The 7234-nt window shown below is 66.9% G+C and carries 4 protein-coding genes; all 4 read left to right on the top strand.

Annotated elements, in window-relative coordinates; genetic code table 11:
* On the top strand, positions 1–2523 hold a 2523-nt coding region (locus VD972_RS38645), incomplete at its 5' end, for a SusC/RagA family TonB-linked outer membrane protein (RefSeq protein ID WP_324993842.1).
* 19 nt (positions 2524–2542) lie between these two features.
* Positions 2543–3916, top strand: coding sequence for a RagB/SusD family nutrient uptake outer membrane protein (locus VD972_RS38650; protein WP_324993843.1), 1374 nt, complete (start codon positions 2543–2545; stop codon positions 3914–3916).
* Positions 3917–4092: 176 nt separating this feature from the next.
* Positions 4093–6135, top strand: coding sequence for a M20/M25/M40 family metallo-hydrolase (locus VD972_RS38655; protein WP_324993844.1), 2043 nt, complete (start codon positions 4093–4095; stop codon positions 6133–6135).
* A 317-nt stretch (positions 6136–6452) separates the two neighbouring features.
* A complete protein-coding gene (locus VD972_RS38660; RefSeq protein ID WP_324993845.1) occupies positions 6453–7046 on the top strand; it encodes a hypothetical protein in 594 nt (197 codons plus the stop codon).
* The last annotated feature ends 188 nt before the right edge of the window (positions 7047–7234 follow it).

A 7234-nucleotide genomic window follows, 5' to 3' on the forward strand; every position in this document is an offset into this window, starting at 1 on the left:
GTGGACCAGGCCATCCAAGGCAAGGTGGCTGGCGCCAACATCCAGGCCAACTCCGGCGCCCCCGGCGGCGGCTTGCAGATGCGGCTGCGCGGCGTCTCCACCATCAACGGTGACACGGCCCCGCTCTACGTCATCGACGGCGTCATCATCAGCGACGTGGCCATCGCCTCCGGCATCTTCGCCGTCACCGCCTCCACGGGTGGCTCCAACCCGCAGCCGACCCAGGACAGCCAGGTCAACCGCGTCGCGGACATCAACCCCAACGACATCGAGAGCATCGAGATCCTCAAGGGCGCCTCGGCCGCCGCCATCTACGGCTCCAAGGCCAGCAACGGCGTCGTCATCATCAACACCAAGCGGGGCCGCTCCAGCGGCGAGCCGCGGGTCGACATCACCCAGCGCTTCGGCGTCTACACGCTGGCCAACAAGGTCGGCGCGCGCCGCTTCACCTCCGAGGACGAGGCCGCGGCGGCGTTCGGCGAGCGCGCGCGCGAGGCCTTCCGCGAGGGCAAGTTCTACGACCACGAGGCGGAGCTGGCCGGCCGCAGGGATCTGTCCACGGAGACGGTGGCCAGCGTGAGCGGCGCCTCCGGAGACACGCGCTACTTCGGCTCGGCCCTCATCAAGAACGACGAGGGCATCATCGGGCGCACCGGGTATGAGAAGCAGTCCTTCCGCCTCAACCTGGGCCAGAAGCTGGGCAGCCTGATCGACGTGAACGCCTCGGCCAACCTCGTCCACTCGCTGAGCGATCGCGGCCTGGCCAACAACGACAACGCCGGCGTCACCTACCACATGGTGCTGCCCTTCACGCCCAGCTTCTACAGCCTGGAGCCGGACGAGAACGGCATCTACCCGGAGAACCCTTTCATCGGCAGCCTCGCCAACCCGCTGCAGACGGCGGCCCTGGTGAAGAACGACGAGGACGTGTGGCGCCTGCTGGCCTCCGGTGATGCCACCGTCAACGTCCACAAGGACGCCACCAGCGAGCTGCGCGTGCTGGCCAACTTCGGCGTGGATCGCTTCCAGCAGAAGAACAACGTGTTCTTCCCGCCCGAGCTGAACTTCGAGGCGGTGGATGACGGCCTGCCGGGCACCTCGCTGGCCGGCAGCAGCGACGTGCGCAACCTGAACGGCGGCTTGAACGTGGTGTACAACCTGCGCCCCCAGGGCACGGGCATCAACTCCAACACCTCGGCCGGCATCTCGCTCGAGGAGCGGACGACGAACTCGCTCTACGTCATCAGCCGCTACCTCAACGCGGGCCAGCCCAACGTGGACGCGGGCACGCAGGTCGTCGTGCGGGAGAACCGGCAGCTGGTGCGCGACCGCGGCTACTACCTGCAGGAGGAGGCCATCCTCCTGGATGAGCGGCTCACCCTCATTGGCGCGCTGCGCGGCGAGCAGAGCAGCAACAACGGCAACCCCAACAAGCTGTTCCTGTACCCCAAGCTTGCCACCGCCTACCGGGTGCCCTCGTTCGGCCCCTCCGTGGACGAGTTCAAGGTGCGTCTGGCCTACGGCGAGACGGGCAACCAGCCCAGGTACGGCCAGAAGTTCAGCGCGCTGCTGGCCAACGGCAACATCGAGAGCTTCCCCGGCCTCATCGGCAGCGGCATCCTGGGTGACGAGAACATCGTCCCCGAGCGCCAGCGCGAGGTGGAGGCCGGCGTGGACGCCATCTTCATGGGCGGCAACATCGTCACCGAGCTCACCGTCTACCAGCGCAACATCAGCAACCTGCTGCTGCAGCGCGCGCTGGCGCCCTCCAGCGGCTTCACCACCCAGTTCCTCAACGGCGGCTCCCTGCGCAACCGGGGCGTCGAGATCATGGTCCAGCTCAACCCGTTCAACGGCGGCGAGTTCGAGTGGGTCTCCAACACCACCTTCACCGTCAACCGCAGCAAGGTGACAGATCTGCCGGTGCCCGACTTCAACGTGGGCGGCTTCGGCAACGGCCTGGGCTCCTTCCGTATCGAGAAGGGGGCCAGCGCCACGCAGATCGTCGGCAACGCCGGGCTGAAGGCGGACGGCACCTGCTGCGAGGTGAGGAAGCTCGGCGACACCGAGCCGGACTTCCGCATGGGCTTCTCCAACAGCTTCCGCTACCGGGGCTGGAGCCTGTCCTTCCTGCTGGACTGGCAGCAGGGCAGCGACGTCATCAACCTCACCCGCTTCATCTACGATCTGGGGCAGAACACGCCAGACTTCGTGGGGGCCGGTGAGCAGCGCCTGAAGGACCAGGCCACCAGCGCCGGCGTGTACATCGAGGACGCCAGCTTCCTGAAGCTGCGAGAGATCACCGTCACGTACCAGCTGCCGGACAGCTGGGTGACGCAGATCCCCAAGGTGAAGAGCGCGCGGCTGTCCTTGAGCGCCCGTAACGTCTTCACCATCACCGGGTACTCGGGGTTGGATCCGGAGGTCAGCAACTTCGGCAACCAGGCCATCGCCCGCAACATCGACGTGGCTCCGTTCCCGCCGAGCCGCAGCTTCTGGACCTCCATCGATGTGGGGTTCTAACGCCATGAGGACTCGCGACATGAAGAAGACCCTGCTGTCGGCGCTCTGCGCCTCCACCCTGGGCCTCGGGGCGTGCGGCCTCGAGGTGCCGGACCTCAACAACCCCAGCCTGGACACGTTCAGGGAGAACCCCACGCCCTCGGCCGTGTTCGCCGCCTCCACGGGCCTGGTCATGGGCAGCCGCAACGGCAAGTCCGCCCAGAACGGCTACGTGGCCCACCTGGGCATCCTCGGGCGTGAGTCGTACACGTTCGACGCGGCCGACCCGCGCTTCGTCACTGAGATGCTGGCCTCTCCCTCACTGGATCCGGGCAGCCCCGCGTTCGGTGGCAACCTGTGGAACCAGCCCTACGCCAACATCCGCAACGCCAACACGCTGCTGGCCGCGGTCGACAAGGTGCTCGACGTCTCCGAGGGAGAGAAGGAGGGCATCCGCGGCTTCGCCAAGACGATGCAGGCGCTGGACTTCCTCACCGTCGTCGTCACCCGCGACACCAATGGCGGCCCCATCGACGTGGGCGGAGACATCGAGCCGCCGGCCCCCATCGAGAACCGCGAGAAGCTGCTCTCGCACGTCGTCACGCTGCTGGACGAGGCCAAGACCCACTTCGAGGCGCCGGACGCCGTGTTGCCCTTCCCAGTCAGCACCGGCCTCCAGGGCGCGAACAGGCCGGAGGACTTCCTGAAGTTCAACCGCGCGCTGAAGGCCCGGGCAGAGGTGTACCGGCAGAACTGGGCGGGGGCACTGCAGGCCCTCAGCGAGTCGTTCCTGACCCCTCAGACGCCGGGGGGCACTCCGGATGACGAGGTGCAGCTGTCACTGGGCGACTACCACGTCTTCGGCAAGGGCTCGGGAGACACCACCAACGGGCTCACCAGCCCCAACATCTTCGCTCACCCCTCCATCGTCACGGACGCCGAGCGCAAGCCCGACTGCACCGACGACCCCAAGCTCCCGTTCAAGTGCCTGGACAACCGGGTGAAGAACAAGATCAAGGTCGTGGAGGCCCGCACCTACCAGGGCCTCACCTCCCAGTACATGTTCACCCTGTACCCGGACCAGCTGACCCCGGTGCCCATCATCCGCAACGAGGACCTCATCCTCCTGCGGGCCGAGGCCAACATCCAGCTGAACAACGACGCGGACGCCGAGCTGGACATCAACTACATCCGCCAGCACGCCGGCGGGCTGCCCCCTGTGACGCTGACGGGAGAGAACGCCACGGACGTGCTCCTCTACGAGCGCCGCTATTCGCTGCTGTTCGAGGGTGGACACCGCTGGATCGACATGCGCCGGTACGAGGCTCTCGACCAGCTGCCCAAGGACAAGCCGGAGCACTTCGTCCACACGCGCTTCCCCATCCCGGTGGCTGAGACGGACGCCCGCCAGTAGTTGGAGCACCATCCTTCTCTCAGGGACCCCCGCCGCGCTGCGCCATGCAGCCGCGGTGTGGGGTCCCTTCATTTTTTCGGACTTCACCTGGAGCGAATTCTCTTCCTTGAGGGCTAGAGTGCCCGCGGCCTCTAGGGTTCCAAGAAATAGAGGTCTTTCTGAGTTGGAGGAGCATCATGGGAATGAAGCGTTTCGCTCCCGCGGCGCTGTTGCTCTGGGGTGCCACCCCGGTGCTGGCGCAGGCGCAGCCGATCCAGGCCATCATGCAGCCGGCCGTCGATCGCGAGCAGTGGATCACCCTCGGTGAGGACATCCTGGAGCCTGTGCTGGCGGAGCTGCGCGGCGCGGGCTGGCAGCATGACACCGCGGTACCGGTGAAGAACGGCGTGGCCACGCTGAAGGTGAGCGAGTCCCAGCTGCCGCTCATCTCCAAGGTCATCCACGAGAAGTACACCCGGTGCGGTGGCTTCGAGGCCCATGACTCGCAGCAGGAGGCGCTGTCGGCGATGGAGAAGGCGGGCACTCCGGTCCCCGTCCAGTCGCTGGTCTCCTACTCCATCGACAACGCGGCCACGGTGAACACGCTCCTCGGCTCGATGGCGGAGCCGAACATCCGCGGCACCATCACCACACTGTCCAGCTACCCCACGCGCTACTACACCTCGCAGACGGGTGTGGACTCGGCCAACTGGATCAAGACGACGTGGCAGAACCTGGCGGCGGGGCGTCCGGACGTGAGCGTCGCCACGTTCGCTCACACGGGCTACAACCAGCCCTCCGTCATCATGACGATCACCGGCACCTCGCTGCCCAGCGAGGTGGTGGTGGTGGGTGGCCACCTGGACTCCACCAGCTCGGGCTCTAGCGCGCCTGGCGCGGACGATGACGCCTCGGGCATCGCGTCCATCACGGAGGTCATCCGGTCGATGATGGTCAACAACTACCGGCCGGCGCGCACGGTGAAGTTCATGGGCTACGCGGCCGAGGAGGTGGGCCTGAGAGGCTCGAAGGACATCGCCCTCTGGCACAAGAACAACCTGGTCAACGTGGTGGGTGTGCTGCAGCTGGACATGACGAACTACCGCGGCTCGACGGTGGACATCGGCATGGTGACGGACAACACGAACGCGGCGCAGAACTCGTTCGTCACGAGCGTCCTCGACACGTACGCGATTGCCACGTGGTCCAACACCACGTGCGGCTACGCGTGCTCGGACCACGCCTCGTGGTACCAGAACGGCTTCGCGGCCTCCATGCCGTTCGAGGCGCTGATGAACCAGCACAACTCGGCCATCCACACCACGAACGACACGCTGGCACGGAGCGCGGGCACGGCGACGCACGCCCTGAAGTTCTCCAAGCTGGGCGCGGCCTTCGTGGCGGAGCTGGCCAAGGGCACGGTGGGCGGTGGCTCGAGCGACACCACGCCGCCCATGGCGGCGATTACCGCGCCGTCTGCGGGCTCGATCGTGACGGGATCGACAACCCTCTCGGCGAACGCCTCGGACAACGTGGCGGTGAGCCGGGTGGAGTTCTTTGTGGACGGCGCGCTGAAGGGCTCGGACACGACGTCGCCCTACAGCTACGCGTGGGACACGACGACGTCGGCGAACGGCAGCCGGGTGCTGGTGGCCAAGGCGTACGACGCGGCGGGCAACGTGGGCACGAGCGCGAGCGTGACGGTGACGGCGAACAACGTGAGCACCACGGCGGTGTATGACGCGACGCTGAGGGCGCCCAAGTGCGCCAGCGTGAACACCGTGTGTGACTCGGGCCCCTCGCTGCTCAATGGCCGCGCGAACCTGGGCCCCGAGGTGAACAAGCCGAACACCATCGGTGGCACATGCGCGGACGGCACCTCGGGCGTGTACCACTCGGACGAGTCCAACGACCGGATCCGCGTGTTGACGACGGATGGCACGGCGTTCCGGACGGGCAAGGTGGTGCGCATCGAGGCCACGGTGTGGGCGTACTCCACCTTTACCTCGGACAAGCTGGACCTGTACTACGCGGCGAACGCGAACAGCCCGAGCTGGGTGTTCCTGGCCACGCTGTCGCCGACGAAGGCGGGAGCGCAGACGCTGTCGGCGACGTACACGCTGCCGGCGGGTGCGCTGCAGGCGGTGCGCGCGAACTTCCGCTACGGAGGCAGCGCGGGCACGTGCGCGGCGGGTTCGTACACGGACCATGACGATCTGATCTTCGCCGTGTCGCCGTAGCGTGGGCTTCCTCTCCTGAGGGAGAGGCTCGGCAGTGAGAGTGTCTGGCTCTCACTGCCCTTCCGTGGGCCTGGGACTTGTTCCCGGGCCCATTCTTTTTTGGGCAGAGCCCGGACGATGGAATTTGTCCGAGGCCGCGCCGTCCAGCCCACGCCATGCTCATGCGCTACCCTGCCGTCGCTCTTGGCGTGTTTCTCCTCGCCTGTATGTCCGCCGCAGAAGGCGGGCCGGCCGGACCAGGGACGAAGCCTTCACCCTCGAAGCCTGTTGCCCCGGAGACCGAGTCACCCCGTCAGCCGATGATGCCGGAGCACCGCATGCCTCCAGGCGCGATCGCGCCCCGGCCGCAGCCACCGGGCGACTGCGAGATCGAGCTGATCACTGCCACCGAGCAGCACTCGGATGGCCACTGGGAGCTCATTGCTCGTGCGAAGAGCTGGGCTGCGACACCCATCGACGTCTCCCTGCCCGCGACCTGCCCAGGTGGGGCGGCTCGGTTCGAAGGACTGCCCGGCTCCTACGACTACTATGGCGCTTGTGCTATGGGGGCCTGCCCGCCGGGACAGCCCGAGCGGCGCTCGTTGCGAATCGAGCCGCATGCGGTGGTCGAGCTTGCGCGGGCCCGCGTGGATCCGGGGGGAGGTTCCTGCAACAAGGCACTCGCTCCCGGAAGATACACGGTGCACTTCACCGTCGAGCTGCGCGGCGCCACCACCTGCTCGGCCCGATCGGACTTCATCGATATCGCCCCGCCGGCCATGAAGGCACCGTCCAAGACTCCCCCGCCAGCCCCACCCCAGGTCCAGTGCCTCCCGATGCCCACGTGCGGCATCAGCTGCGATGGACCGCCGCGTCGCGACAAGAATGGCTGTCCTCAGTGCAGCTGCGCGGACGAACGGTTCACCCGATAGCGCACTGGCTCAGGAATCGGGGGGTACAGACTCGGGAGGCCCACCCACCAGTCGTTGGGGGGCCGACCTTGAACCAGCGAGGGCTGTGGGAACCTGTTCACTCCTGCGAGCGGGAGTTGAGTTGGAGAGAAAGGAGTGTTGGGATCAGCCCATGCGCTCTTGGGTTTGGATGGTGCTGACCTGCTGCT

The organism is Hyalangium sp. (assembly GCF_035629615.1).
GTDB lineage: Bacteria > Myxococcota > Myxococcia > Myxococcales > Myxococcaceae > Hyalangium.